The sequence below is a fragment of the Caballeronia sp. NK8 genome (assembly GCF_018408855.1).
Classification (GTDB): domain Bacteria; phylum Pseudomonadota; class Gammaproteobacteria; order Burkholderiales; family Burkholderiaceae; genus Caballeronia.
In genome coordinates this window covers 1,888,968-1,915,257 of sequence record NZ_AP024322.1, presented here as the reverse complement: position 1 = coordinate 1,915,257, position 26,290 = coordinate 1,888,968, and the positions used below count along the sequence as shown (strand labels likewise).

Sequence of the window (26,290 nt, the reverse complement as noted above, 5' to 3'; positions counted from 1 at the left end):
ATGTTCCCTGACCGTATCTTCTCCGGCATGCGGCCCACCGGGTCGCTGCACCTCGGCCACTACCACGGCGTGCTGAAAAACTGGGTGCGGTTGCAGTCCGAATATCCGTGCTTCTTCGCAGTGGTGGACTGGCACGCGCTCACGACGCACTACGAGACGCCCGAGGTCATCGAGAAAAACGTCTGGGAAGTGCTGATCGACTGGCTGGCATCGGGTATCGATCCGGCGCAGGCGACGCTCTTCATCCAGAGCCGCGTGCCCGAGCACGCCGAGCTTTCGCTGCTGCTCGGCATGGGCACACCGCTCGGCTGGCTCGAACGCGTGCCGACCTACAAGGAGCAGATCGAGAAGCTGCGCGAGAAGGATCTGTCGACCTACGGATTTCTCGGCTATCCGGTGCTGATGGCGGCAGACATTCTGTTGTACCGCGCGTCGCTCGTGCCGGTCGGCGAGGATCAGGTGCCGCACGTCGAGATGACGCGCGAGATCGCGCGCCGCTTCAACTATCTGTACGGCAAGGAAGCGGATTTCGAGGAAAAGGCGCTCGATGCGGCTAAGAAACTCGGCGGCAAGCGCGCCAAGCTGTATCACGAGCTGCGCGTCGCGTATCAGCAAGAAGGCGACGACGAAGCCCTTGAACAGGCGCGCGCGATGTTGCAGGAGTCGCAAAGCCTGTCGATGAACGATCGCGAGCGGCTGTTCGGCTACCTCGAAGGAGCGCGCAAGCTCATCCTCGTCGAGCCGCAGGTGCTGCTGACCGAAGCGTCGCGCATGCCGGGCCTCGACGGGCAGAAGATGTCGAAGTCCTACGGCAACACCATCGGCCTGCGCGAGGACGCCGCGACTATCGAGCAGAAGGTCCGCAAGATGCCGACCGACCCGGCGCGCGTGCGCCGCACCGATCCGGGCGATCCGGACAAGTGCCCGGTCTGGCAACTGCATCAGGTCTACACCGACGAAAAGACCCACGAATGGGTCCAGAAGGGCTGCCGCAGCGCGGGCATCGGCTGTCTGGAGTGCAAGCAACCGGTGATCGAGGGCATCCTGCGCGAGCAGCAGCCCATGCTGGAACGCGCGCAGAAGTACATGGACGATCCGTCGCTGTTGCGCGCGATCGTCGCGGACGGCTGCGACAAGGCGCGCAAGTTCGCCACCGAGACCATGCGCGACGTGCGCGAGGCCATGGGCCTGTCTTACAACTGATGGAAAGCGCGCCGAGCCCGTGGGTCGCACGCTGGGCGCATCTCGCCGCGCCCGGCGGTGCGGTGCTCGATGTCGCGTCGGGTCGCGGGCGGCACGCGCGCTGGCTCGCGGCGCGCGGGTTTGCCGTGCTGGCCGTGGATCGCGACGCCGAGGCGCTGGCGTCGATGTCGTCGATCGCGGGCATCGATACGCTCAGTGCCGATATCGAAGGCGCGCCCTGGCCGCTTCCGGGCGACCGGACGTTCGATGCGGTCGTCGTGACCAACTATCTGCATCGGCCGCTGTTCGGGCACTTGATCGACGCGCTCGCGCCCGGCGGCGTGCTGATCTACGAGACGTTCGCGGCGGGTAACGGCAGTATCGGCAAGCCGTCGAATCCGGCGTTTCTGCTAGAACCGGGCGAACTGCTGGACGCGGTGCGCGGGCGGCTGCGCGTGATCGCCTTCGAAGACGGATTCGTCGACGACCCGCGTCCTGCCTACGTGCAGCGGATTTGCGCGATTCGCGAACCGCAGTCAGCGGAAAACCCGCTCACGATTAGTAACACACCGCCGCGTCCGCCACGTTACGCGCTGACCGGCTAATCCGCTACAATCGCGTAATATCGCTTTTTGCGATTAAATTCACGATTAAATTCATAGAGTTTCATGACAAACGGAACACACGGCGGCATCCAGATCCGCGGCAGCATCCCTGCCATCGTCACACCGATGCACGAGGACGGTAGTCTTGATCTGCCGGCGTTTCGAAAACTGATCGACTGGCACGTCGAGCAAGGATCGAACGGTCTCGTCGTGGTCGGCACGAGCGGCGAATCGGCCACTCTGTCGGTCGAAGAACATATCCTGATGATCCAGACGGCGGTGGAGCACGCCGCCAAGCGCTTCCCGATCATCGCGGGCGCGGGCGGCAATTCGACGGCCGAGGCCATCGAGCTCTCGAAGCACGCGAAGAAGGTCGGCGCCGACGCCACGCTGCAAGTCGTCCCGTATTACAACAAGCCGACGCAAGAAGGCATGTACCGCCATTTCCGCACCATCGCGGAAGCGGTCGATCTGCCGGTGATCCTGTACAACGTGCCGGGCCGCACCGTCGCCGACATGAGCAACGAGACCATCCTGCGTCTCGCGGACGTGCCGGGCATCATCGGCGTGAAGGAAGCGACGGGCAACATCGATCGCGCGGCGCATCTGATCAAGCACGCGCCAGCGAACTTTGCAATCTTCAGCGGCGACGATCCCACGGCCATCGCGCTGATGCTGCTAGGCGGCCACGGCAACATTTCGGTGACGGCCAACGTCGCGCCGAAGGAAATGAGCCAGCTCTGCCGCGCCGCGATCGAAGGCGATGCGATCACCGCGCGCCGCATCCATCTGAAGCTTCTGTCGCTGCACAAGCAACTCTTCTGCGAATCGAATCCGATTCCGGCCAAATGGGCGCTGCAGGCGCTCGGCCGCATGGAAGGCGGCATCCGCCTGCCGCTCACGCCGCTCGACGCGCGCTATCACGACGTCGTGCGTGATGCGTTGCGCGAGTCCGGGCTGCTCGCCTGATCACCCGTGGCGGCACGGCAAGTCACAAAGAATCGAAAGTCCGCGCCGCCGCAAGTGAACGGAATGAAGCTCACGTTCAGTCATCAACCGCCGCTCATTCGCCTCGACATCTGCGTCGATGATCCGCTCGGCTAGAGCGGCATCGGCGCGAGGCAATGCGTCATCAGCAGCAAAGAAGGACCTCATGAAACGTTCCGCTCTTCTTACTCACGCCAAACGCCTGAGCATGCTGTCGCTCGGCGCCGGCGCGATCTTCGCGCTCGCAGGTTGCGACACGCTCAACGACTGGCTCGCGCCGGATCGCGTCAACTACAAGGCTGCTGAAACCGCACCGTCGCTCAACGTTCCGTCGGATCTGAGCACGGCCGACATCAGCCAGCGCTATGCCGCGCCGCCTAAGATCAACGCGCTGGGCGGCGCCGCGGAACGCGCGGTCACGCCGGCCGGCAACGCGACGCTCGGCGTGCCGAACGCGCAGGATCCGTTCGGCATGCACGTCGAGAGCGATGGCGACCGCCGCTGGCTCGTCGTCGATGGCCGCTCGCCCGATCAGATCTGGGGACCGCTGAAGGAGTTCTGGGAAGAGAACGGCTTCACGCTCAAAACCGACGCGCCGCAGACCGGCATCATGGCGACCGACTGGGCTGAGAACCGCGCGAACATTCCCAACGACTGGTTCCGCAACAGCGTGGGCAAGCTGCTCGACTTCGCGTATTCGTCGGGTACGCGCGACATGTTCCGTACGCAGGTCGACCGCGCGTCGGACGGCTCGACGGATATCTCGGTCACGCACAGCGCGATGGAAGAAGTGCTGACGGGGCAGGACAAGACTTCGTCGCGCTGGGAAGCGCGTCCGCGCAATCCGCAGCTCGAAGCCGCGGTACTCACGAAGCTGATGCAGAAGTTCGGCCTGACCGAAAAGCAGTCGCAGCAGCTGATGGCTCAGGCGCGTCCTTCGGGCGCGAAGGTGGCGGTGGACCAGAGCGCGGGCGGTTCCACACTCGATCTGGCCGAACCGTTCGATCGCGCATGGCTGCGCGTGGGCCTCGCGCTCGATCGCACCAACTTCACGGTCGACAATCGCGATCGCGACAAGGGCATTTACTACGTCCATTATTCGGACTCCATGGCGGAGCTGAAGAAGGACGGACTGTTCGGCAAGTTCTTCTCGGGCAATACGCCGAAGCCGACGCGTCAGTTCCTCGTCAACGTGCGGCCGAAGGCGGACGCGGTCACGCAAGTCGGCGTCGTCGATGCGAACGGGCAGCCGGATACCTCGTCCGATGCGCAGCGCATCGTTTCATTGCTGCACGCGCAGTTGAACTAAACGACTTCTGAAGACATTGTGAAATTCGCCAGTCTCGGCAGCGGCAGCGAGGGCAATGCATTGCTCGTCGAGGCATCGAGCGGCACGACGACGACGCGCGTGCTGCTCGATTGCGGATTTTCCGGCAAGGAAGTCGAGCGTCGTCTCGCGCGTCTGAACTGCCGCGCCGAGGACCTCGACGCGATCGTCATCACGCACGAGCACACGGACCATATCGGCAGCGCGCTGACGCTCGCGCGCCGATGGTCCATTCCACTGCACATGAGCTGGGGCACCGCGCGCGCGATCGGCGCCGACGAAGCCGATGTCGACCTGCACGTGCTGTGGGGCGATGAGAGTGTGGCCATCGGCGATCTGAGCGTGCTGCCGTACACCGTGCCTCACGATGCCCGCGAGCCGCTGCAATACGTCTTTTCAGACGGCGCCTGCCGCCTCGGCGTGCTGACTGATGTGGGTGTGTCGACGCCGCATATCACGAGCGTCCTGAGCGGCTGTGACGCGCTCGTGCTCGAATCCAATCACGATGTCGGCATGCTTGCCGCGAGCCGCTATCCGCCCTCGCTGAAGGCGCGCATCGGCGGGACTCATGGACACCTGAATAACGAAGCGGCGGCGGCCATACTCGCATCGCTCGATCGTTCCAGGCTGCGTCATCTCGTGGCCGCTCATCTCAGTCAGCAAAACAATCTGCCGCATCTGGCGCAGGCGGCGCTTGCGGCGGCGCTGGGCGCGTCGGCAGTCGATGTGGTGGTCGCGACGCAGGCGGAAGGCTTCGACTGGCTGGCGCTCTGAATACGCGCACATGGCGCGATAGAAAAACGCAGAAAGCAGCGCAGAAAGCAGATAAGAAAAAACCGGCCCAAGAGCCGGTTTTTTCGTCGGCAGGCCGCATCGAGCGGCGCATGCCTTGGCGCCGAAGCGCCGACAAGCCTTACTGGCTTGCGCCCGATGCCGGAGCAGCAGCCGAAGCGGCAGCGTCCGAAGCTGCGCCAGCAGCCGAAGCTGCGTCGCTTGCAGCGGCCGAAGCGCTCGATGCAGCAGCGTTTGCGTCCGAAGCAGCAGCAGCCGGAGCCGAAGCAGCCGACGTATCGCTTGCAGCGCTCGGAGCAGCCGTTTCGCTAGACTTGTTGCATGCAGCCAGAGCAACAGCAGCCAACAGGGATGCTACGAGGAGGGATTTCTTCATGATCACGTCCTTTTATGGTTAAAGGTAAGCAACAGCGCAAAGTACCGGTAATGTGTGCTCCAACACCGACCTGGGCCGCTGTGGAGACTCACAATTCTTTTTTGTGTGAGACTTCCTACGGCTTGGCCGGAAATTATAGGCACTTTCGTAACGACCGTCGATAAATCAGGGGACGATACGTTGTCTTTCTCATACAAACTTTCATATTGCGGAACAGCAAAATACCAGTATTCCGCAGCGTGTCAGGAAGTCTCGTGAAGTCAAGCCAGTCAAGGCAAAGCACCCATCCGAAGCCAGCCCGCACGATACCATTCGTGTAGCAGCGCTGTCATTGACGAATCGTCTGTAAGTGTTACAAAGCGTTTCGCCTCCAGATGCCGAGTATCGGCCAATTCAGGGAGCCACTTTTTCAGCTTCGAAGACAACGCCTGCTCTTCGCCATTTATGAAAAATGACCTTGCGTTGTAGAGCAAAACAGTCTTTCTATCCAGCCTTACGCCCGTTTTTCTCGCTCGCTCTACAAATTTTTGCTCATTGAGCGCGCGCTCCGGCGAGTCGAATACGACGTTGGCTTTTGGCTCGCTCAAATAAGTGCCTAGAAACGCCGCGATATCCTTTTCAGTCCAGTTGACGTTCGCAAGGATCGCGCCAACCCGCTCGACGAGCAGTGCGGGCAACGCCGCCGGATTTGCCACCGGTTCCTGCGCCGGATCGCGATACCGCGTGTGGGAACGGGTGCCTTCCGATGCATCGTCTCTGCGCTCGGCGAGATGATAGAGGAACTGCGCCGTGAGCTCGTGCGTGGAGGGCGCGCGAAAGCCGATCGATGCGGTCATGCACTCGCCTTCCGCGATGCCGTCATGCGCGATGTGCGGCGGCAGATACAGCATGTCGCCCGGCTCCAGCAGCCATTCTTCTTCCGGCTCGAAGTGCTGTAAAACTTTCAACGGCAGTCCGGGTTTTAGCGAAAGATCGCGCTGCGCGCCGATACGCCAGCGGCGCTTCCCATGAACCTGAAGCAGAAACACGTCATAAGAGTCGAAGTGCGGTCCGACACCGCCGCCGTCGGTCGCATACGAGATCATCAGGTCGTCGAGGCGCGCGTCCGGAATGAAGCGAAAGCGGTTCATCAGCGCGTGCGCGCGATCGTCGTGCAGGTTCGCGCCCTGCACGAGCAGCGTCCATTCGCGTTTCTTCACTGAAGGCAATTCGTCGGGCGCGAACGGGCCGTGCTCCAGATTCCACGTCTTGCGAAAATGGGTGATGAGACGGGACTCGACGTCGTCGAGATCGGCGAGTTCGAAGAGTTCGTCGCGCGCGAGCGGCGCCGCGATATCGGGGATGGCCTGCCGGATCAGGAGCGGCTTTTTCTGCCAGTAACGCCGCATGAACTGTCGCGGCGTGCGGTTGCCCAACAAGGGTGTGGGTTCATCCGGCAAAGCCGCGCGAGCATGCTCGGGAGGGCCGGAAACAGGGATTGGTGTTGCGTCTTGGGGCCGCTTGGGCATCGTATAATCGAGGCTTGTATCTTGGAGGATCCAATGAAAATTGCGAAAGACACTGTCGTTTCGGTCGCTTACAAGCTATCGGATGCGCAAGGCAATCTGATCGAGGAGAGCGACGAGCCGATGGTCTATCTGCACGGCGGCTATGATGGCACGTTCCCCAAGATCGAGGAAGCGCTCGACGGTCACGAGGCCGGATATGAAACGCTCATTCAGCTCGAACCGCAAGACGCGTTCGGCGAGTACGATCCCGAACTCGTGAAGATCGAGGAGCGCAGCCGCTTTCCGGAGCCGCTGGAAGTCGGCATGCAGTTCGAGGGCACGCCGGAAGACGGCGATGACGACATCGACTCGCTCATCTACACCGTGACCGATGTCGCCGAGGACAAGGTCGTGCTCGACGGCAATCATCCGCTCGCGGGCATGGCGCTGCGCTTCTCGCTGTCGGTGCAGGAAGTGCGTACTGCGACCGACGACGAGATCGAACATCAGCACGCGCATGGCGCGGACGGCCTGCAGGTCGTCGATGAAGACGATGACGATGATGACGACGAACCGCGCAAGGATGCAGGTCCGACGCTGCATTGATCGAGCGTATCGGCTTACTGAAAAACGCAGCTTCGGCTGCGTTTTTTATTGCCCGCTCGTGTCGTTGCGTACGCCCGATGCGGGCACGGAATAGATCGGCGGCAGCGATTGCGATTGCGGCGGCGGCGGCGGCGTGAGGATCGGCGGAAGGTCGGAGGCGGGCAGCGGCATCGAGGGCGGCGCGGGCAGCGACTCCGGCGGCGGCATCGACGCGGGCAGCGTGGGTTGCGTCGCGGGATTGGGCGCCGGATAGGGCGCCGGATAGGGCGCATAAGGCGTGCTCGATTGCGCGGGCGCTTCGGGCGTCGACGCGGCCGAATCGCGCGTGCGCCCCTCCTTCACATCGCGCACGCGCAGCCTGAACGGCGGATGCCATTGCGCATCGCTCTGCACTTCGAGCCATTGCGTTTGCGGCTTCTTGAACGCCACCGCGACGCGCGTGAGATTGGTGACGATCAAACCCTTGTCATTGCGCAAAGGTTGATCGATATGAAAGCCGTTGGGCTCGGGCGTATCGGTGCCGTGAATCACGATGACCGGCCCGCGAAAGATGTCCGCCGCCTTCGCGAGGCTGCGCTTGAGTTCGAGGAAGCCGTCGCGCGGCTGGTTCGAGCGCGAGAAGCGCAGCCAGCCGAAGCGCTCGCGCCGTTCGTAGCGCGCAAAATCCGGATCGCCTTGCAGAATGACGACGAGCGCGCGCATCTCGCTGCGCCGCGCCGATTCCGCCGCGTGCTCGATCCAGAAGGTCGTCGCGACGGTACGGTCTTCGAACTCGCCGTTGCGCCCACCGGCCGTCAGATAGTGATTGTTCGGGCTCGGCACGTTCAGACCGATGAACGCGATGCCTTGCGCCTGCCAGCGCACGATTTCCCGGAACGTGCGAAAGCGCGCGACATCGCTTTCGCGCGCAAGGTTGAGCGGGCTTTGTCCGAGCGAACCGGCATCCGCGAAGAAGAGCTGGCGGACGAAATCGAGCCGTTCCACCGGGTCGTAAGCGCCCGCGTGCGCGAGGCCGCAATCGGCCCAGTCGTGCTGACCGAGCAGCAGCACGAGCGGCGTGCGCGACGCGTCCAGCAGATCATGCCGCGCCTGATAGATGCCGTCCCGGCACGGCTCCGCGCCGCCCTTCAGATTGCCGTCGTAGACGATGAACGCGATGCTGCCGTCACGTCCGATCGCGTCGAGCATGCGGCGCACCGGGGCTTCGTCGGCGGGACGGGTGAGGGCGTCGGAGATGACGGCGAAGCCGAGCGGCGCGCTGCCTTCGGCATGCGCCTGTGACATGGCGATGCACCCGAGCGCGATTGCGATCGATACTGCGCTCGTCAGGCGCGCGGCGACACCACGCTCAACGCGCGGCATCCGGCGGACGATTCGCCAGTTCATGCAGTTCGTAGAGCAGATCGAGCGCATCGCGCGGACGCAGCTCGTTCGGGTCGAGCGCGCGCAGCCTGTCCATCACCGGATGTTCGGGCGCTTCGGCCGGCGCTGGTTCAGCGTCGCGCGGCTCGTCCTCGTAGGGTGCGTAGGGCTGACTCGCGAACAGATCGAATTGCGGCGTCGGCTGGCCGATCGACTGCTGCTCCAGATGCACGAGATGCTTGCGCGCCGCGCGGATCACCGCGCCCGGCACGCCCGCGAGCTGCGCGACCTGCAAGCCGTAGCTCTGATTCGCCGGACCCTCGCTCACCGCGTGCAGGAACACGATGCCGTGATCGTGCTCGACCGCCGACAGATGCACGTTCGCCGCCTGCGCGAATTCCGCGGGCAATTGCGTGAGCTCGAAGTAGTGCGTGGCGAACAGCGTGTAGCAGCCGTTGTGCGTGAGCAGATGCCGCGCGATGGCCCAGGCGAGCGCGAGACCGTCGAAGGTCGAGGTGCCGCGCCCGATCTCGTCCATCAGCACGAGACTCGATGCGCTCGCGTCGTTCAGAATCGCCGCTGCTTCCGTCATCTCGACCATGAAGGTCGAGCGGCCGCCCGCGAGATCGTCCGCCGCGCCGATGCGCGTGAAGATGCGATCGAGCGCGCCGAAACGCGCGCGCTTCGCAGGCACATAGCTGCCGACGTACGCCATCAGCGCGATCAGCGCGGTCTGGCGCATGAAGGTCGACTTGCCGCCCATGTTCGGGCCGGTGATCAGCAGCAGCCTGCGATCCTGGCCGAGACAGCAATCATTGGCGATGAACTGCTCGACCTGCGCCTCGACGACCGGATGCCGGCCCTGTTCGATATCGATGCCGGCATCGGCGGTGAATTGCGGCGCGACCCAGTCGAGCGCGCGGGCGCGTTCGGCGAACGCGCACAGGAGATCGAGTTCCGCGAGCGCGCCCGCCACACGCTGGCAATCGGCGATGAAGGGCAGCAGGTTCTGCAACAGCGCGTCATAGAGTGCGCGTTCACGCGCGAGCGCGCGTTCCTGCGCGGACAGCGCCTTGTCCTCGAACGTTTTCAGCTCGGGCGTGATGTAGCGTTCGGCGTTCTTCAGCGTCTGACGGCGGCGATAGTCGTCGGGCACCTTGTCGGTCTGGCCGCGCGTGACCTCGATATAGAAGCCATGCACCTTGTTGTACTCGACGCGCAGATTCGCGATGCCCGTGCGCGTGCGCTCACGCGCTTCGAGTTCGATCAGGAACTGATCGCAGTTCTCCGAAATATCGCGCAATTCATCGAGATCGGGATCGTAGCCGCGCGCGATCACGCCGCCGTCGCGGATTAGCGCGGCAGGTTCGGGCGCGATGGCGCTCGTCAGGAGATCGAGACACTCGTGCGGCGGTTCGAGCGCGACAGTGATGCGCTCCAGCGCCGACGCATGCGCCGCCACGGCCGCTACGAGCGCGCGCAGGTCGGGCAGCGCGGCGAAGGTGTCGCGCAGGCTCGACAGATCGCGCGGCCGCGCCGACAGCAACGCCAGCCGCCCCGTGATGCGCTCGATATCCGAGATCTTGCGCAGCGCGCCGCGCAAGGTGTCGAGCCCGCCGTTCACGGGTGCGTCGAGCAATGCGCCGATCGCCTGCTGACGCGCCTGCGCAACCGATGCATCGCGTGGCGGATGATGCAGCCAGTGGCGCAACAGCCGACTGCCCATCGTCGTGCAGCAGGTGTCGAGCAGCGAGAACAGCGTGGGCGATTCGGTCCCGCGCAGCGTCTCGGTGAGTTCGAGATTGCGGCGCGTGGCGGGATCGAGCCCGATGTATTCCGATTCGTATTCGACCTTCAGGCTGCGCACGTGACGCAACTGCTGGCCTTGCGTCGCGGCGGCATAGAGCAGGAGCGCGCCGGCCGCACCGCACGCGCAGGTGAGCGTCTGAGCGCCGAAGCCGTCGAGACTCGCGACATCGAGTTGTTCGCGCAGACGCTGCGTGCCCGAGCCGACATCGAAATGCCAGGCGGGAACGCGCGTGGTCGCGCCCGGATTCGTCACGCCGAGCGATGACTGCGCGTCCGTGATCGAATCCGCGATGAGCGTCTCCGCCGGGCGGATGCGCTCGAGCGCAGTACTTACTTGCCCCGGCGCGACCTCCGCGAGACGCAGCGCGCCGCTCGCGAGATTGAGCCACGCGAGGCCGACGCTCGTCACCACGCCGCGCCGGTTGTGCGCGGGGCACAGCGCGAGCAGATAGACATCGCTCTTGTCCGAGAGCAGGGCTGCGTCGGTCAGCGTGCCGGGCGTGACGACGCGCACCACCTTGCGCTCGACCGGCCCTTTCGAGGTCGCCGGATCGCCGATCTGTTCGCAGATCGCCACCGACTCGCCGAGCTTGACCAGCTTCGCGAGATATTGCTCGCATGCGTGGTGCGGGACGCCCGCCATTCTGATCGGATTGCCGCCCGAAGCGCCGCGCTGGGTGAGCGTGAGATCGAGCAGGCGCGCGGCTTTCTCCGCATCGTCGAAGAAAAGCTCGTAGAAATCGCCCATCCGGTAGAAAACGAGCGTGCCGGGATGTTCCGCTTTGATGCGCAGATACTGCTGCATCATCGGCGTGTGCTGCGACAGGTCCGCGAGTGGCGCGCCGCTATCGAAGGAAGTGTCGGGAGTTGCCGTGTGATTGCCCATCTTGCGTGCTGTGGAAGCCGGAATGACCAGACGGCCGGGCGCGAGGTTGCGCCGGCGCGAATGAGCCGATAGGGCAAGAGTTTAACCTGTGCCGGATGGGCGCGAGTCGGCCGAACGGGCTAGCAGCGCGCTGCTGGCGAAGGCGAATTCAGCAGATGTGAGCGGGCAAGGCGTGCCCGCTCGCGTGTGGCGAGGATAATGCCCGCCGCCGAAACGAATGCTTCAACGTTGCGGCGGCAGGCCGAGAGGACGAGTGCGCGTCACGCGCGCCCAGCGAGATAACCGACGAGCAATGCGAGCCCCGCCACCGCGCCGAGCGTATGCCACGGCCGGTCATGCACGAAATCGTCGGCGTATCCGGCTGCATCGCCGAGCTTGCCCGAAATCGCGCCGCCCGCGCCGTTCATCTGCGAGCGGGCAGTTTTGAGCTTCGATTGCAATTCCTTGCGCAGCTTGTCCGCATCGATATCCTTTGCGTTCAGTATCGAGCTTTCCAGATCATCCAGCAGACTGCGCAACTGGCCGCTGGCCGAATCGACCGCGTCGCTCGCACCTCGCACCGCGCGCTGGCCGAGATCGGCGGCGCCATTGATCTTGCTGTCGAGCGTCGAACGTGTGAACAATCCCATTTCCTTGCTCCTTTAGTGACGTTGCCGAGGAATATCGCCGTACCCCGCAGCCGGGGTATGGACCCAGAATACACCGTTGAGCAAGGTTCATTCCTCGACCAGCGCGCCCAGGTCCGTTTCGCGTTCGTTCTGGCTGTGGCGGCGCATCGCGAGCGCCATCATCAGGCAGACGAACAGGCCGAATACGACGATGATCCACTGCACCGGCACCTTGACGGTCAGAAGCAGCGCATACGCGCCGAGCATCGAGAGCACGGCGAGATTCTGGTTGAAATTCTGCACCGCAATGGAATGCCCGGCGGACAGCAGCGTCGCGCCGCGATGCTGCAGGATCGCGTTCATCGGCACGATGAAAAAGCCCGACAGACCGCCCAGCGCGATCATCAGCGGATAGGCCATCAGGATGTAGGCCGGCGCGAAGAACGGGCCGATCTGCACGCCCGCGCCCTCAGGAAAGAGATCCTTGTTGTAGAAGGCCATCGCGACCGCCACCGCGCCGATCAGCACGCCCACCGGCAGCACGCGCAGCGATTGCCGCAGCACGATCCACGCGGACGCCGCCGCGGCGCCGAGCGCGATGCCAAGCCCCGTCACGCCCTGCAGCACGGCGGCCTTCGACAGCGACAGGCCGAGGTTCGCATCGGCCCACTTGAGCACGAGCAGTTGCAGCGTGACGGCCGCGCCCCACAGCAGCGTCGTGACCCACAGCGCGATCTGCGCGAGCTTGTCTTTCCACAACACCTTGAAGCTGTGGGAGAAATCGCCGACGAGCCGGGTCGGCTCGGTGAGCAGGTTCGGATAGCGCGCGCCGGTGTCCGGAATGAACACGTTGATGACGGCCGCCGATGCATAGATCACCATCACCGCGAAGAGCGCGGCGTGCGCGGCGGTGCTCACGAGCGGCAGATGCGCGTGCGTGACCCAGCGCGCGACGACCTGACTCACGAGCGCGCCGCCGATCACGGTGCCCAGAATCGTCGAGCCGACGGTCGCGGATTCGAGCCACGCGTTCGCCGCGATCAGCTTTTGCGGCGGCAGCAGCTCGGTGAGAATGCCGTATTTCGCCGGCGAATACGCCGCCGCACCGAGACCGACGACACCATACGCGAGCATCGGATGCACGCCCGCGATCATCATCGCGCAGCCGCCCGCCTTGAGCGCGTTCGAGATGAACATGACGTGGCGTTTCTGGATCGCATCGGCGAATGCGCCGACGAATGGCGCGAGCACGACATAGGAAATCGTGAAAAAGATTTGCAGAAGCGGCGTGACCCACGGCGCGGATTGCACGACGGCGAGCATGGCGATCGCGGCGATCAGGAGCGCATTGTCGGCGAGCGATGAAACGAACTGCGCGGCGATGATCGTGTAGAAGCCTTTCTTCATGGCGGGAGTGACGTGTGGCGCGGCGCGCGGCGGACAGACGGGGAAGGGCGCGACGAAGCGTCGCCTTCGGGTGGCGAGGGCAAAAGATTGCACTGTAACGGAGCCGTGCGATCGTTGCAGCGCAGGGGACGCGAGGAGAGGAAAAGAGAAAGGGCGCAGGGCGCGCCCTTTCGATGCAGCTTATTCGCCCGTCAGACGCGTGCGCGAGTACGGATCGAGAATCTTGATCATCTGCGCGTACACCTTCGGATTGGCGGCGACGATCTCGTTCTGGAACAGGAAATCCGATTCGCCCGTGTAATTGCCGACGAGCCCGCCCGCTTCCGTCACCATCAGGCTGCCCGCCGCCACGTCCCACGGATGGATGCCTTGCTCGAAGAAACCGTCGAGGCGGCCGGCCGCGACGTTGGCGAGATCGAGCGCCGCCGCGCCCGGACGGCGCAGGCCCGCGCACGACAGCGTCATTTCGCTGAAGAGGCGCATGTAGCCGTTCAGGCCCTGCCCGTCGCGGAACGGGAAACCGGTGCCGATCAGCGCATCCGACAGCCGATCCAGCTTGCCGACGCGAATGCGCCGTTCGTTCAGATACGCGCCGCGGCCGCGCGATGCGGTGAAGAGGTCGTTGCGGGTCGGATCGTAAATGACGGCCTGCTGGACGACGCCCTTGTGCGCGAGCGCGATCGACACGCAGTAGTACGGGAAGCCGTGGATGAAGTTGGTGGTGCCGTCGAGCGGATCGATGATCCACTGGAACTCCGACTCGCGATCCGTCGCGCCGGACTCTTCGGCGAGGATCGAGTGATCGGGATAGGCGGTGTGCAGCGTCTCGATGATGGCGGCTTCGGACGCCTTGTCGACTTCCGTCACGAAGTCGTTGTGCTGTTTCTTGCTGACCTGGACGCGGTCCAGATCGAGCGACGCGCGGTTGATGATCTGTCCGGCGCGGCGCGCGGCCTTGACAGCGATATTGAGCATCGGATGCATGAGCGAAATCCTGTGGCCGCCGGGCGCGTTCAGCGACGAACACGCGCAGGCGGAAAAGTTGGCGACAACGACTATGTCGACGAAAGACGAATTGAATAAGAGCGGGGCGTTCGCGCGAAGATTCGACTGACTGCGACAATCGTTCGCGGCGCGCGAAGGGGCCATTTTACCCGAAAGTGGCTGCGCGTTTCCGGCTGTTCGCCAAAGCGCGTTAACATGGCGGGTTCGCACATTCAACGCACATCGAGCCTTGGAACCCAACGATCTCTCCGCGCCTGCCGGCGGCTTCACGTCCACGCGCTTCATCCTCGTCGAGCCGAGTCATCCGGGCAACGTCGGCGCGGCCGCGCGCGCGCTCAAGACGATGGGCTTCGCGCGCCTCGTCCTCGTCGCGCCGCGCGTCGCCGACGTGAAGAACGAGCCCGAAGCCATCGCGATGGCCTCCGGCGCCGACGACGTGCTCGCGTCCGCCCATGTCGTCGACTCGCTCGCCGAAGCGCTCGTCGGCGTGCGCTGGTCGGTGGCGCTGACCGCCCGCATGCGCGAATACGGACCGCCGCAGATGCCGCCGCGCGCGCTTGCCGAACGCGCGCACGAATTCGTGCGCCACGGCGACATCGCACTCGTGTTCGGCAACGAGCGCACCGGCCTGTCCAACGCGGATGTCGAGCGCTGCAGCGCGCTCGCGCATATTCCGGCCAATCCCGCCTACAGTTCGCTCAATCTCGCGCAAGCCGTGCAGGTGCTCGCCTACGAGCTGCGGCTCGCGTTCCAGGCGCCCGCGAGTTCGCTTGCCGCCGTCGAGCCGGCGGCGCAGAGCGCGGCGAGCGATGAAATCGAAGGCATGTACGCGCATCTCGAAGAGGCGCTCGTCGCGCTCGAATTTCTCGATCCGGCCAATCCGAAGAAGCTGATGTCGCGCGTGCGGCGGCTCTTCGCGCGCTCGGGGCTGGAGCACGAAGAGGTGAATATCCTGCGCGGCATCGCCAAGCACATCCTGCTTCGCGCCAGGAAAGACTGAACGCGCGTGCGCCCGTTTGTCCGGATGGCAGCGACCGCGTTGCCATCGGGGGCATCGGGCAAACGCGGCGCGCTCGCCCTACAATCGGCGAAAAACGGCGACCGCCGATATAAGCTTTGCGCGTTCCCTGCTTTAGGCGCTTCTCGTGGCGTGGAACGGCGCGCGACCCCTCCCACCATCGAGACATCGCCATGTTCGACCGAATTCGCGAAGACATTGCCGCCATCCGCGAGCGCGATCCCGCTGCCCGCAGCGCCTGGGAAGTCGTCACCTGTTATCCGGGGCTGCACGCGATCGTGCTGCATCGGTTCGCGCACGCGTGCTGGCGCCGCCAATGGCGCTGGCTCGCGCGCTTCGTGTCGCAGCTCGCGCGCTTTCTTACCGGCATCGAGATCCATCCGGGCGCGACGCTCGGGCGGCGCGTGTTCATCGATCACGGCATGGGCGTCGTGATCGGCGAAACCGCTGAAATCGGCGACGACTGCACGATCTATCAGGGCGTGACGCTTGGCGGCACGTCGCTCACGCGCGGCGCGAAGCGTCATCCGACGCTCGAGCGCGGCGTGATCGTCGGTGCGGGCGCGAAGGTGCTCGGCGGTTTCACCATCGGCGCCGAGGCGAAGATCGGCTCCAATGCGGTGGTCGTGAAGCCGGTGCCGGCGGGCGGCACCGCAGTGGGCAATCCGGCGCGCATCGTGATGCCGGCGGTTTCCAGACCGAAGGAAACGAAGCACGAAGGTTTCTGCGCCTATGGCATCACGCCGAACGCCGACGATCCCATGTCGCTCGCGATCCACGGCCTGATCGATCACGCCTCGACGCAGACGCAGCGCATCGACGAGATCGTCGCGGCGCTCGAACGGCTCGGCGCGCGCGTGGAAGCGCTCAATGCCGTCGATGGCGCCGCGCTCGTCGATCTCAAGCGCCTGTGCACGTCGATGGACGGCAAGACCGAAGAGCGTACGGAATCGCTTGCGCGTTAAAAGGCTTTAGAGAGGCAGCGGATGCACGCCGCTATCGTCGAGGCGCAGATAGCCGCCGCGCGGTTTGCCGATGTCCAGTTCCCAGTCGGGCAGAACCCAGCGCACGCCTTCGACTTCGCGATGCATCGCCGGGCGATGCGTGTGGCCGTGAATCAGCGTATGCGTGCGGCTGTTGATGAATAGCTGCGAGACGGCTTTCTTCGTGACGTCGTATTTCGCGTCGACGCCCATCGTGCGCGCGCCTTCGCTCTTCGTGCGCATGCGCTGCCCGATGCCCAGCCGCGTGTCGAGCGGCAACGCCAGAAAGAGCCGCTGCGCGAAGCGGTTGCGCGCGAACGCGCGAAAGCGCTGATAGGCGCGATCGGCCGTGCAGAGGCCGTCGCCGTGGGCGAGCACGACGCGCTTGCCGAACGCGGTGATCACGAACGGATCGGGCAGGGGCAGCGCGCCCGCATCCTTCATGAAGCGCTTGCCCAGCAGGAAATCGCGGTTGCCGTGCATCACGTAGAGGCCGATGCCGCGCTCGGAAAGCGTGTGCATGAGTCGCGTCATGCGGCGCGCGAAGCTGGCGCGCGCGTCCGACGCAGGCGCATCGAGGATATCGTCGCCGACCCAGAATTCGAACAGGTCGCCGAGTATGAAAACGGAGTCCGCCTCGTTCGCCGTCACTTCGATGAAATGCTCGAACGCTTCGACCGTTTTGGGAATCGCTTCCGAGAGGTGCAGATCGGCAATGAAAAACAGCGGGCGCGCGTGGTTCGCTGCGCCCGCTGCCATGCGATCGAATGAAGTCTTCGTATCGATCATGCAATGAACGGAGATCAGACCACGACGGCCTTCTCGATCACGACGTCGTCGACCGGCACGTCCTGATGGAAACCCTTCGAGCCGGTCTTGACCTTCTTGATCTTCTCGACCACGTCCATGCCTTCGACCACTTTGCCGAACACGGTGTAGCCCCAGCCTTGCGGCGTCGGCGACGAATGGTTCAGGAAGTCGTTGTCCTTCACGTTGATGAAGAACTGCGCCGTCGCCGAATGCGGGTCGTTGGTGCGCGCCATGGCGACCGTGCCGTTGTCGTTCGTGAGGCCGTTGTTGGCTTCGTTGTTGATCGGCGCATCGGTGGGCTTCTGGTTCATGCCCGGCTCGAAGCCGCCGCCCTGGATCATGAAGCCGTCGATCACGCGGTGGAACACGGTGTTGTCGTAATGACCCTTCTTCACGTAGCTGAGGAAGTTCTCGACCGTCTTCGGCGCTTTCTCGGCGTCCAGTTCAAGCTTGATGACGCCGTGGTTCGTATGCAGTTCGACCATGATGGTGTTCTCTCCAATGTGTTTGATTGAGCTTCGTGTTACTGCGAGACCACGGTGGCCGACTCGATCACGGTCGGCTTCTGCGGCACGTCCTGCATCGGACCGCGCGTGGTGGTCGGGCTGCCTTCGATCTTCTTCACGACATCCATGCCCGAAACGACCTTGCCGAACACGGCATAGCCGTTGCCATCCGGGCTCGGATAGTCGAGACCCGCATTATCGACCGTATTGATGAAGAACTGGGCGGTGGCCGAGTTCGGGTCGCTCGTGCGCGCCATCGCGAGCGTGCCCGTGGCGTTCTTCAGACCGTTCCTGCTTTCGAGCGGGATCGGCGCGCGCGTGGGCTTCTCGGCGAAGCTCGTGCTATAGCCGCCGCCCTGGATCATGAAGCCCGGAATCACGCGATGGAAGATCGTGCCGCTGTACTGACCGGACTTCACGTAGTCGAGAAAGTTCGCGACCGTCTTCGGCGCTTTCTCGGGATACAACTCGACCTTGATGTCGCCTTGCGTGGTCTTGATGAGCACGGTGGGGCGCGCCGCCTGCGCATTCGGCTGGGCGAACGCCGGCGCGCTCGCGATCAGGGCGGCGCTCGAAAGCGCCAACATCAGGAATTTCATGAAGGATCGATCCTCGTGTGGTTCGTGTGGTGAATGCGGACAGTCGGCCGCGCGCGCGGTTTCGAGCGCTTACGGTTGCGCTTTCGGCGCGACGTAGGGCGTGGTCGGCAGCGGGCCGCTCGGGCCGCCGAACGGCGAGTATTCGTCGGGCGAGGGCATCGGCGACGTGCCGGCGCCGGCCTCTGGCGTCCATTCGTCGGCCGCGCGCGGAACCGCCGCCGCGCCCGACGCGACGTCCGCCGCGCTCGCGCGCTTCTTCGGCGGCGTGTAGATGTTCTGGATCGCCGCGATGCGCTGGCTCGTGAGCGGACTCTTCGAGCCGAGCGACTGCGCGCGCTTGTACGACTCGCTCGCGAGGCGCAGATAAAGATCGCCAAGGTTGTCGTACGCTAGCGCGTAGCCGGGGTTCGCCTTCACCGCGGTTTCGAGCGCGGCGCGCGCTTCCTCGTAGCGGCCTTTCTTCGCATACAGCGCGGCGAGGTTGTTGTACGGCTCGGGCAGTTCGGGGTAGGCCTGCGTGAGCTCGGTGAAGGCGGCGATGGCGTCGTCGTCGCGATTCAGGCGGGCGAGCACGGTCGCGCGCTTGAACTTCGCCTGCACGTCGCGCGGATTGCTCGCGATGCGCGCATCGAGTTGCGTGAGCGCGGCGTTCCAGTCCTTGCTGGCGATGGCCGAATCGATTTGCGGCGTGTCGTCGCGCGTGGCGGGCGAGGTTTGCGCGAGCGCCGCGCCCGACATGCCAACGCATGCGGCGAAGCCGAACGCCGCGATGGCGAGCGTGTGCGTAACGAACCGGCGGGAGAGTGGCGAAGGCGCGCGCGCTGTGCGATGGGTCACTTGGAATCGAGTCAATGAATGATGCAGCGAAAGATGCCACGAAAGCGGCGAAAGAGACCGCGAGCGCTTCAGGGCGTGAACGATCGCGAGAACCGGAGCGGGAGCAGAAATGCCCGATGCGGCACGCGGTCCGGCAAGGCTTTCAGCCCGGCCCGGAGCGCGGCTTGCAAAGCCCGCCGCGCGGCCGCTTCGACATTTCATAGGCTCAAGTCCCGGTGTTATACTCCGACCCATTCTAACAAAAGGTCTGCACGTCCCGCGCACGTGTCTTGCGCTTGTTGCCCCAAGCGCGCATTCCGCGCCGACGCCAGACTGTCTTTCGCCACTCGTGGCCGTCTCCGTCCTGGTCGCATGACCGTCGTGTTCGCGCTCGCGTGTGGGTCTCTCCGGCTCCCGCGCGTATCGTCCACGCCGACTGCTGCCCGGCACACGGTTGATTCCGGTCCATGCTTCGCCTTCTATGAACTCGCTGCGCATCTACAACACGCTCGCCCGTGACAAGCAACCCTTCACGCCGCTCAAAGCCGGCGAGGTACGCATGTATGTCTGCGGAATGACGGTGTATGACTATTGTCACATCGGCCATGCGCGCGTGATGGTGGTGTTCGATATCGTGCAACGGTGGCTCCGCACGATCGGCTACAAGGTCACGTACGTGCAGAACATCACGGACATCGACGACAAGATCATCCGCCGCGCGGTCGAGAACAACGAGCCGATCAAGTCGCTCACGCATCGCTTCATCACGGCGATGCATGAAGACGCGGCCGCGCTCGGCGTCGCGCGCCCGGATATCGAGCCGCGCGCGACCGACTTCATCCCGCAGATGCTCGGCATGATCGATGCATTGCACGCGAACGGCTACGCGTATCAGGCGAAGGACGGCGACGTGAACTATGCGGTGCGCAAGTTCGCCGACTACGGCAAGCTTTCGGGCAAGTCGCTCGAAGACCTGCGTGCCGGCGAGCGCGTCGCCGCCAATGACGCGAAGGAAGATCCGCTCGACTTCGTCCTGTGGAAGCAGGCGAAAGCTGATGAGCCCGCCGACTCCGGCTGGGACTCGAAGTGGGGCCGCGGGCGTCCGGGCTGGCACATCGAATGTTCCGCGATGGGCTGCACCTTGCTCGGCGAGCACTTCGACATCCACGGCGGCGGACAGGACCTGCAGTTTCCGCATCACGAGAACGAGATCGCGCAGAGCGAAGGCGCGACCGGCAAGACGTTCGTGAACTACTGGATGCACAACGGCTACGTGCAGATCGACAACGAGAAGATGTCGAAGTCGCTCGGCAACTTCTTCACGATCCGCGAAGTCCTCGAAAAATTTGATGCCGAAGTGGTGCGCTTCTTTATTGCGCGGGCACACTATCGGTCGCCGCTGAATTACAGCGACGTGCATATCGACGACGCGAAGAACGCATTGACGCGCCTATATACGGCGTTGAAGGATGTCGAGCCGGACAATCAGCAACTTGACTGGAACGAGGCGAACGCGCAGCGTTTCCAGTCAGCGATGAACGACGACTTCAACACGCCGGTGGCCGTATCGGTGCTGTTCGATCTCGCGGGCGAAGTGAACCGCACGCGCGATACCGCGCTCGCGCGCCAGCTCAAGGAACTCGCGGGCGTGCTCGGCCTGCTCGGGCGCGAGCCGCGCGTGTTCCTGCAGCAGGCGAGCGGCACGCTCGCGCAGCAGGGCCTCGCGCCGCAGGAGATCGAAGCGAAGATCGCCGCACGCATCGCCGCGAAGCAGGCGAAGAACTATGCCGAAGCAGACCGGATTCGCGCTGAATTGCTCGAAGCCGGTATTGCGCTTGAAGACAAACCGGGTGGGTCGACCGAATGGCGCCGCGTTTGAACGCGGCCCTTCGAACCCTCTGATCGACTCACCAGGCAGGAGGCAAGATGGCAACGGCCAGGAAGGCGCCGGTCAAACGACCCGCGTCTGTCAGCGATGCGTCGGGCGCAACGAAGCGCACGCGCAGCGCGCAAACGAAAACGAACACGCAGAAGATCGATGGCGCAAGTGCAACGGTCGGCCGCAAGACCGCGCTCAAGCGTGCGGGCGTCGGCGCGAAGCCGACCCGCAGCGCCGCGCTCAAGGCAGCGAAGCCCGAGACCGCGGCGCGCCTGAACGGGGCTGCGCGCGCATCGAAGGCGGGCACGGAAGAAGCGGAAGCGTCGCCCGCGAAGGGCAACGGCCGCGCGGTCGCGGGCGACGGCGCAAACGCGCAGACGCTCGTCGCGGAACGTGGCGAAGTGGTGCGCAAGTCGCGCGTCGTCACGGCCGATGCGGCGGTGCCGGTGCAGATCGGCGGACTCACGCGCGAGGTCGTTCGTCCCGACTACTGGGATCGTGCGTGCGCCGATCTCATGAAGCGTGACCGCATCCTCAAGAAGCTGATCCCTACTTTTGGCGAGATCCACCTCGTCAATCTGGGCGATCCGTTCTCGACGCTCGCGCGCTCGGTGGCGGGCCAGCAGATTTCCGTGAAAGCGGCCCAAGCGATCTGGGAACGCGTGAAGAGCGCGTGCCCGGAAGTGCATCCCGCGCATTTCATCCGGCTCGGGCACGAGAAGCTGCAGGCCTGCGGCTTGTCGAAACGCAAGGCCGAATACATTCTGGATCTCGCGCAGCATTTCGAATCGGGCGCGCTGCATGTCGATGCATGGACCTCCATGGACGACGAAGCCGTGATCGCGGAACTCACGCAGATTCGCGGCATCGGCCGATGGACGGCGGAGATGTTCCTCATCTTCAATCTGTCGCGCCCGGACGTTTTGCCGCTCGACGATCTCGGCCTGATCCAGGCGATCAGCGTCAACTACTTCAGCGGCGAGCCGGTCACGCGCAGCGAGGCGCGCGAAGTGGCGGCGAACTGGGAGCCATGGCGCACGGTCGCGACCTGGTACATGTGGCGCAGCCTCAATCCGATCCCGGCAGATCACTGACTTTGGCCAGCGAATCGCGGAACTATCGTTGATTTATAATCCATAGCTTCCGCGCGCATTTATCAGGGACGGACGCGGTTAGAATACGCGCTGCCCGATGGTTCTAGGACTCGAACATATGAAGACCACGTTTCTGGATTTCGAGCAGCCGATCGCTGAACTCGAAGCGAAGATCGAAGAACTCCGCTTCGTGCAGGACGATTCCGCTGTCGATATTTCGGAAGAAATCGAGCGGCTGTCGAAGAAGAGCCAGCAACTCACGAAGGATCTCTACGCGAACCTGTCGCCCTGGCAGGTTTCGCAAATCGCGCGTCACCCGCAGCGTCCCTACACGCTCGACTACGTGAGCGAGCTTTTCACCGATTTTCACGAACTGCACGGCGATCGTTCCTACGCGGACGACCTCGCGATCGTCGGCGGTTTCGCGCGCTTCAATGGCCAGCCGTGCATGGTGATCGGCCATCAGAAGGGCCGCGACACGAAGGAACGCGCGCTGCGCAACTTCGGCATGCCGCGTCCGGAAGGCTATCGCAAGGCCGAGCGCCTGATGCGTACGGCCGAGAAGTTCAGCCTGCCGATCTTCACCTTCGTCGATACGCCGGGTGCGTATCCGGGCATCGGCGCGGAAGAGCGCGGGCAGTCCGAGGCGATCGGCCGCAACCTGTATGTCATGGCGGAGCTCAAGACGCCGATCATCACGACCATCATCGGCGAAGGCGGCTCGGGCGGCGCGCTCGCGATCGCCGTCGCGGATACCGTGATGATGCTGCAGTTCTCCACCTATTCCGTGATCTCGCCGGAAGGCTGCGCGTCGATTCTGTGGAAGAGCGCGGCGAAGGCGCCGGAAGCGGCCGAGGCGTTGGGTCTCACGGCGCATCGGCTGAAGGCGCTCGGTCTCATCGACAAGATCGTGAACGAGCCGCTCGGCGGCGCGCATCGCGATCCGAAGGGCATGGCCGCGCTCCTGCGCCGGGCGCTCGCGGATTCGCTGCGTCAGTTCCAGGGCATGAGCGTCAACGACTTGCGCGAGCGTCGTTTCGACAAGCTGATGGCCTACGGCAAGTTCAAGGAAACGCTGCCGGGCGCGTAACCCGGCATCTTCGGCGTTCATCTCTCACGTTTCTCTCGTGACATCCGCTACCGAAACCCCAGCCGGCCGCCTCGTGTTCGAGGCGCTGCGCACGGCGGTTTCGGATGCGGCGCTTCCCCCCGATGCGCTTCTCGCCGTCGCACTGAGCGGCGGACTCGACTCGACCGTGTTGCTCGATGCGGCCGTGCACTGCTTCGGCGCGCGGCGCGTCGTCGCACTGCATGTCCATCATGGCCTGAGCCCGAACGCCAACGCGTGGGCCGCGCATTGCGAGCGCTTCGCGGCTTCGCTCGACGTGCCCTACGCGGCGCGTCATGTCGATGTCGCACGCGCGGGCGGCGAGAGTCTCGAAGCGGCGGCGCGCGATGCGCGTTACGACGCGCTCGACGATCTCTGCGACGAGTACGGCGCAAGCGCGCTGCTGATCGCGCATCACGCCGACGATCAGGCCGAGACCGTGCTGCTGCAATTGTTGCGTGGCGCGGGCGTAGCGGGCCTCGCGGCGATGGCCCCGCAGCGGCTCGACGGCGCGACGCCGCGTTTGCGCCCGTTACTGCGCCTGCTGCGCGCGCAACTGGAGCAGTACGCGCACGAGCGCGATCTGAGCTGGATCGATGACGAATCCAACGCCGACACGCGCTATTCACGCAACGCGCTGCGACACGACGTGCTGCCGGTGCTCGCGGTGCATTTCCCCGGTTTTCGCGATGCGCTCGCGCGCACCGCTTCGCACGCGGCGTCGGCGCAACGGCTGCTGGATCAGCTCGCGCGCATCGATCTGGACGGCGTGGAAAGCGCAGACGAGGCACACGCGCTCGCGCTCGACGCGTTCCTCGCACTCGACGACGAACGCGCGATCAATCTCATGCGTTTCTGGATTCGCTCGCGCGGCCTGCTGGCGGCATCGACGGCGCGCATCGCGGACATGCTGCGCCAGTTGCGCGATGCCGCCGCCGCGCGCGATGGTCACGCGTTGCGCGTCGATCATGCGGGGTATTGTCTGCGCGTGTATCGCAATGCGCTGTTCTGGGAGCCGGGCGACAGCGGCGATGCGCCCGATCTCGACGAAGGCGCGCCCGCGGCTAAGCTCCCCGTCGAATTGCGATGGCAGGGCGAGGAAATCTGGCGTCTGCCGCAATGGCGCGGCTCGTTCGTATTCGAACCGGTCGACGCTGCCGTCGATGACGCCGTCGGCGAAGGCGTGCTGCGCGCGGCCACGCTCGTCGCGCGTTCGCGTGCCGGCGGCGAGCGCATGCGCGTGGCGGGTGAAGCGCCGAGCCGCACGCTCAAGAACCTGTTTCAGGAGCGCGGCGTGCCGGCCTGGAAGCGCGACGTCCCGCTGCTTTTCGTCGGCGAGGCGCTGCTGTTCGTGCCGCATGTGGGCGTGAACCGGGAAGCTGCGCCGAACGCGGCGCACGGCGCGCTGCGCCGCATCTCGTGGCGGCCGGATTTGCTGCTGGCGTGAGCCGCTTCGCGACCGTTGCGCCGAAGCCGGTAAAATCGTCGTCTCGGGCGCTCCATCTTGTAATTTAAGCCTCGATCGGGTACGGTAACTCGTTTTCGCCCAAGCGCGTTTTTGCGCGGCATCTGCGTTCAAAAGACTCGATTTCGCCCGCAACCACGCATCCGCGCGCAGCGTTCCATCTCTCATGCGAGCGCGCGACGGGCGAGCGGCAGCGCCCGCTGTTCGTAGGCTTCGATATCCCCTGAAGCAATATCGAGCACGAGTCTCGAGCGCTCTCGCGCCAGCGCGCGTGAAGCGCGGTTTTCCTTCCAGTTCAAGAACGACAATGGCACTCATCGTACACAAATACGGCGGCACTTCGATGGGCTCGGTCGAGCGCATCAAGAACGTCGCCAAGCGCGTCGCCAAATGGCACAAGGCCGGCCACAAGATGGTCGTCGTGCCCTCGGCGATGTCCGGCGAAACCAATCGCCTGCTCGGTCTCGCGCGAGACATCAAGGCCGACCCGGACCCGCGCGAACTCGACATGATTGCCTCGACCGGCGAGCAGGTGAGCGTGGGGCTGCTCGCCATCGCGCTGCACGCCGAAGGCCTCGAAGCCGTGAGTTATGCCGGCTGGCAAGTGCCGATCAAGACGGACAGCGCGTTCACCAAGGCGCGCATCAGCGAGATCGACGGCGAGCGCGTGCTCAAGGATCTCGACGCGGGCAAGGTCGTGGTCATCACGGGCTTTCAGGGCGTCGATCCCGAAGGTCATATCGCCACCCTCGGCCGCGGCGGCTCGGACACTTCGGCGGTCGCCATCGCGGCGGCGATGAAAGCGGACGAGTGCCTGATCTACACCGACGTCGACGGCGTCTATACGACCGACCCGCGCGTCGTCGAGGAAGCGCGCCGGCTCGACCGCGTGACCTTCGAGGAAATGCTGGAAATGGCGAGCCTCGGCTCGAAGGTGCTGCAGATCCGCTCGGTGGAATTCGCCGGCAAGTATCAGGTGAAGACGCGCGTGCTCTCCAGCCTGACCGATCCGCTGATGCCGCTCGCCGACGAGATGCACTCCGGCACCCTGATTACTTTTGAAGAAGACGAGAACATGGAAAAAGCAGTGATTTCTGGCATCGCGTTCCAGCGCGACGAAGCGCGCATCGCGGTCATGGGCGTGCCCGACAAGCCGGGCGTCGCGTATCAGATTCTCGGGCCGGTCGCCGATGCGAACATCGACATCGACATGATCATTCAGAACCAGAGCGTGAACGGCAAGACCGACTTCACGTTCACGGTCGGCCGCGGCGACTACCAGCGCGCGCTCGAAATCCTGAACAACCAGGTGAAGGGCCACGTGCAGGCGGAAACCGTGCTGGGCGATCCGAAGGTGTCGAAGGTGTCGGTGGTGGGCGTGGGCATGCGCTCGCACGTGGGCATCGCGAGCACGATGTTCCGCACGCTGTCGGAAGAGGGCATCAACATCCAGATGATCTCCACGTCGGAAATCAAGATTTCGGTGCTGATCGACGAGAAGTACACCGAACTCGCCGTGCGCGCGCTGCACAAGGCGTTCGAACTCGACCGCGCGTAATTGCACCGTTGCGGT

Annotated in this window: 25 protein-coding genes; 14 read left to right on the top strand and 11 right to left on the bottom strand. The window is 64.5% G+C overall.

Annotated elements, in window-relative coordinates; all coding sequences use genetic code 11:
* From NK8_RS09150 to NK8_RS09130, 5 genes are all read left to right on the top strand, one after another.
* Entirely contained in the window at window positions 1-1,203 is a 1,203-nt protein-coding gene (locus NK8_RS09150; RefSeq protein WP_162065920.1) for a tryptophan--tRNA ligase, read from the top strand.
* Window positions 1,203-1,787 (top strand): bifunctional 2-polyprenyl-6-hydroxyphenol methylase/3-demethylubiquinol 3-O-methyltransferase UbiG, encoded by a 585-nt coding sequence (locus tag NK8_RS09145; protein WP_213226127.1) that lies wholly within the window; start codon window positions 1,203-1,205, stop codon window positions 1,785-1,787. Before NK8_RS09150 ends, NK8_RS09145 begins: the two co-directional genes overlap by 1 nt.
* Before the next feature lie 63 nt (window positions 1,788-1,850).
* Window positions 1,851-2,756, top strand: a complete 906-nt coding sequence (gene dapA / locus NK8_RS09140) for a 4-hydroxy-tetrahydrodipicolinate synthase (RefSeq protein WP_162065918.1) — start codon at window positions 1,851-1,853, stop codon at window positions 2,754-2,756.
* Window positions 2,757-2,940: 184 nt separating this feature from the next.
* Window positions 2,941-4,083 (top strand): outer membrane protein assembly factor BamC, encoded by a 1,143-nt coding sequence (gene bamC, locus NK8_RS09135; RefSeq protein WP_162065917.1) that lies wholly within the window; start codon window positions 2,941-2,943, stop codon window positions 4,081-4,083.
* Between the two features lie 18 nt (window positions 4,084-4,101).
* Window positions 4,102-4,875: an MBL fold metallo-hydrolase gene (locus tag NK8_RS09130; protein ID WP_213226126.1), complete on the top strand. Its 774-nt coding sequence runs from the start codon at window positions 4,102-4,104 to the stop codon at window positions 4,873-4,875.
* Window positions 4,876-5,014: 139 nt separating this feature from the next.
* Here NK8_RS09130 and NK8_RS42740 read toward each other — a convergent pair whose 3' ends face one another.
* Entirely contained in the window at window positions 5,015-5,269 is a 255-nt protein-coding gene (locus NK8_RS42740; RefSeq protein ID WP_074168913.1) for a hypothetical protein, read from the bottom strand.
* A gap of 269 nt (window positions 5,270-5,538) precedes the next feature.
* On the bottom strand, window positions 5,539-6,657 hold the full coding sequence (locus NK8_RS09120; protein WP_225936152.1) for a cupin domain-containing protein: 1,119 nt from the start codon (window positions 6,655-6,657) through the stop codon (window positions 5,539-5,541).
* Between the two features lie 153 nt (window positions 6,658-6,810).
* Between NK8_RS09120 and NK8_RS09115 the strand changes: the two genes are divergently transcribed.
* Window positions 6,811-7,362: a peptidylprolyl isomerase gene (locus tag NK8_RS09115; protein ID WP_213226124.1), complete on the top strand. Its 552-nt coding sequence runs from the start codon at window positions 6,811-6,813 to the stop codon at window positions 7,360-7,362.
* 45 nt (window positions 7,363-7,407) lie between these two features.
* On the opposite strand, the gene NK8_RS09110 is transcribed toward NK8_RS09115, so the two are convergent.
* From NK8_RS09110 to NK8_RS09090, 5 genes are all read right to left on the bottom strand, one after another.
* Window positions 7,408-8,646 carry a hypothetical protein gene (locus NK8_RS09110; protein WP_225936151.1) on the bottom strand — a complete coding sequence of 413 codons (1,239 nt, stop codon included), beginning with the start codon at window positions 8,644-8,646 and terminating at the stop codon, window positions 7,408-7,410.
* Window positions 8,647-8,710: 64 nt separating this feature from the next.
* Complete coding sequence (gene mutS / locus NK8_RS09105) at window positions 8,711-11,419, bottom strand: DNA mismatch repair protein MutS (RefSeq protein ID WP_213226123.1); 2,709 nt, start codon at window positions 11,417-11,419, stop codon at window positions 8,711-8,713.
* A 260-nt stretch (window positions 11,420-11,679) separates the two neighbouring features.
* Window positions 11,680-12,048 (bottom strand): YqjD family protein, encoded by a 369-nt coding sequence (locus tag NK8_RS09100; protein WP_213226122.1) that lies wholly within the window; start codon window positions 12,046-12,048, stop codon window positions 11,680-11,682.
* An 87-nt stretch (window positions 12,049-12,135) separates the two neighbouring features.
* A complete protein-coding gene (gene lplT, locus NK8_RS09095) occupies window positions 12,136-13,434 on the bottom strand; it encodes a lysophospholipid transporter LplT (RefSeq protein ID WP_213226121.1) in 1,299 nt (432 codons plus the stop codon).
* Between the two features lie 180 nt (window positions 13,435-13,614).
* Entirely contained in the window at window positions 13,615-14,418 is an 804-nt protein-coding gene (locus tag NK8_RS09090; RefSeq protein WP_162065909.1) for an inositol monophosphatase family protein, read from the bottom strand.
* On the opposite strand from NK8_RS09090, the gene NK8_RS43370 reads away from it, so the two are divergent.
* The 3 genes from NK8_RS43370 (at window position 14,417) to cysE (ending at window position 16,422) form a co-directional block, all read left to right on the top strand.
* Window positions 14,417-14,548, top strand: a complete 132-nt coding sequence (locus NK8_RS43370) for a hypothetical protein (protein WP_286202772.1) — start codon at window positions 14,417-14,419, stop codon at window positions 14,546-14,548. The two genes, NK8_RS09090 and NK8_RS43370, sit on opposite strands and share 2 nt — an antisense overlap.
* A gap of 120 nt (window positions 14,549-14,668) precedes the next feature.
* Entirely contained in the window at window positions 14,669-15,439 is a 771-nt protein-coding gene (locus tag NK8_RS09085; RefSeq protein ID WP_213226120.1) for an RNA methyltransferase, read from the top strand.
* 191 nt (window positions 15,440-15,630) lie between these two features.
* Complete coding sequence (gene cysE, locus NK8_RS09080) at window positions 15,631-16,422, top strand: serine O-acetyltransferase (protein ID WP_213226119.1); 792 nt, start codon at window positions 15,631-15,633, stop codon at window positions 16,420-16,422.
* A gap of 6 nt (window positions 16,423-16,428) precedes the next feature.
* Here cysE and NK8_RS09075 read toward each other — a convergent pair whose 3' ends face one another.
* The 4 genes from NK8_RS09075 to NK8_RS09060 form a co-directional block, all read right to left on the bottom strand.
* Window positions 16,429-17,229, bottom strand: coding sequence for a UDP-2,3-diacylglucosamine diphosphatase (locus NK8_RS09075; protein ID WP_213226118.1), 801 nt, complete (start codon window positions 17,227-17,229; stop codon window positions 16,429-16,431).
* Window positions 17,230-17,243: 14 nt separating this feature from the next.
* The gene (locus NK8_RS09070) at window positions 17,244-17,735 is read right to left on the bottom strand and encodes a peptidylprolyl isomerase (RefSeq protein ID WP_162065905.1); all 492 of its coding nucleotides are present in this window, start codon (window positions 17,733-17,735) and stop codon (window positions 17,244-17,246) included.
* 38 nt (window positions 17,736-17,773) lie between these two features.
* Complete coding sequence (locus tag NK8_RS09065) at window positions 17,774-18,355, bottom strand: peptidylprolyl isomerase (RefSeq protein ID WP_162065904.1); 582 nt, start codon at window positions 18,353-18,355, stop codon at window positions 17,774-17,776.
* 69 nt (window positions 18,356-18,424) lie between these two features.
* Window positions 18,425-19,192: a tetratricopeptide repeat protein gene (locus NK8_RS09060; RefSeq protein ID WP_213226117.1), complete on the bottom strand. Its 768-nt coding sequence runs from the start codon at window positions 19,190-19,192 to the stop codon at window positions 18,425-18,427.
* Window positions 19,193-19,652: 460 nt separating this feature from the next.
* Here NK8_RS09060 and cysS point away from each other — a divergent pair, with 460 nt between their 5' ends.
* The 5 genes from cysS to NK8_RS09035 all read left to right on the top strand — a co-directional run bounded on the left by cysS (window position 19,653) and on the right by NK8_RS09035 (window position 26,275).
* Complete coding sequence (gene cysS / locus NK8_RS09055) at window positions 19,653-21,050, top strand: cysteine--tRNA ligase (RefSeq protein WP_162065902.1); 1,398 nt, start codon at window positions 19,653-19,655, stop codon at window positions 21,048-21,050.
* A 47-nt stretch (window positions 21,051-21,097) separates the two neighbouring features.
* Window positions 21,098-22,144 carry an endonuclease III domain-containing protein gene (locus tag NK8_RS09050; protein ID WP_162065901.1) on the top strand — a complete coding sequence of 349 codons (1,047 nt, stop codon included), beginning with the start codon at window positions 21,098-21,100 and terminating at the stop codon, window positions 22,142-22,144.
* Between the two features lie 118 nt (window positions 22,145-22,262).
* The gene (locus NK8_RS09045; RefSeq protein WP_162065900.1) at window positions 22,263-23,234 is read left to right on the top strand and encodes an acetyl-CoA carboxylase carboxyltransferase subunit alpha; all 972 of its coding nucleotides are present in this window, start codon (window positions 22,263-22,265) and stop codon (window positions 23,232-23,234) included.
* 37 nt (window positions 23,235-23,271) lie between these two features.
* Complete coding sequence (gene tilS, locus NK8_RS09040; RefSeq protein WP_213226116.1) at window positions 23,272-24,699, top strand: tRNA lysidine(34) synthetase TilS; 1,428 nt, start codon at window positions 23,272-23,274, stop codon at window positions 24,697-24,699.
* A gap of 325 nt (window positions 24,700-25,024) precedes the next feature.
* Window positions 25,025-26,275, top strand: a complete 1,251-nt coding sequence (locus NK8_RS09035; RefSeq protein ID WP_162065898.1) for an aspartate kinase — start codon at window positions 25,025-25,027, stop codon at window positions 26,273-26,275.
* Window positions 26,276-26,290: the final 15 nt, after the last annotated feature.